At 60.7% G+C, this 809-nt stretch carries 1 protein-coding gene; it reads right to left on the minus strand.

The features are described 5' to 3' along the window. The coding region (locus CAY82_RS24830; RefSeq protein ID WP_140399150.1) for an immunoglobulin-like domain-containing protein at nt 1-809 on the minus strand (809 nt) is incomplete at both ends.

Consider the following 809-nt stretch of genomic DNA (forward strand, 5'->3'; position numbering starts at 1 on the left):
TCGCTCAGCGTGAAGGTCAGGGCCGAGTGGTTGTTGATCGGCAGACCGTCTTTGTTGGTCAGGGTGATGGTGTAGGTGATCTCGCCACCTTCGGTGACCGAAGGCGTCGCGGTCAGCTTGGCCACCACTTCGTCGGTGGTGTCGGTCACCTGAACCGAAGCGGCGCCACCCAGCTGCAGATTTTCGAAAGTCGCACCGGTTGCATCCACAGCCGAATTAATGCCCAGGCTGATCTGGCCAGCGTCGTTATAGACGTCATCGCCCTGTGCAGCGTGGGTGTACGGGGCGCTGGTTTCGCCAGCCTTGATGGTGACCTGGGCGTTGTTGCTCAGGGTCACGACCAGGTCATGGGCCAGCGCCTGGTTGATGTGCACGGTGAAGGTCGGATTGACGTTCTCGGCCACCGACGCCTGATCGGCAGTGATGGTGACCTGTACCAGGTCGCCTTCGTTGCCCGGAGTACCCGGCTCGTCGGTGACGGTGGTGCTGACCGGAGTCTTGTCCAGGGTCAGCTGCTCGAACTTGCCAACATCAGCACCATCAACGGTAGCAATGGACTTCACGACCGGATCGTTAGCACCCACATACACGTTGTCCGGGGCAGTCACAGTGACCGAACCAGTCGTGCCGTTGGCCGGTACAGTGATAACCGTCTTGCCGTCGCTCAGCGTGAAGGTCAGGGCCGAGTGGTTGTTGATCGGCAGACCGTCTTTGTTGGTCAGGGTGATGGTGTAGGTGATCTCGCCACCTTCGGTGACCGAAGGCGTCGCGGTCAGCTTGGCCACCACTTCGTCGGTGGTGTCGGTCAC

The sequence above is a fragment of the Pseudomonas sp. SID14000 genome (assembly GCF_002165135.1).
GTDB lineage: Bacteria > Pseudomonadota > Gammaproteobacteria > Pseudomonadales > Pseudomonadaceae > Aquipseudomonas.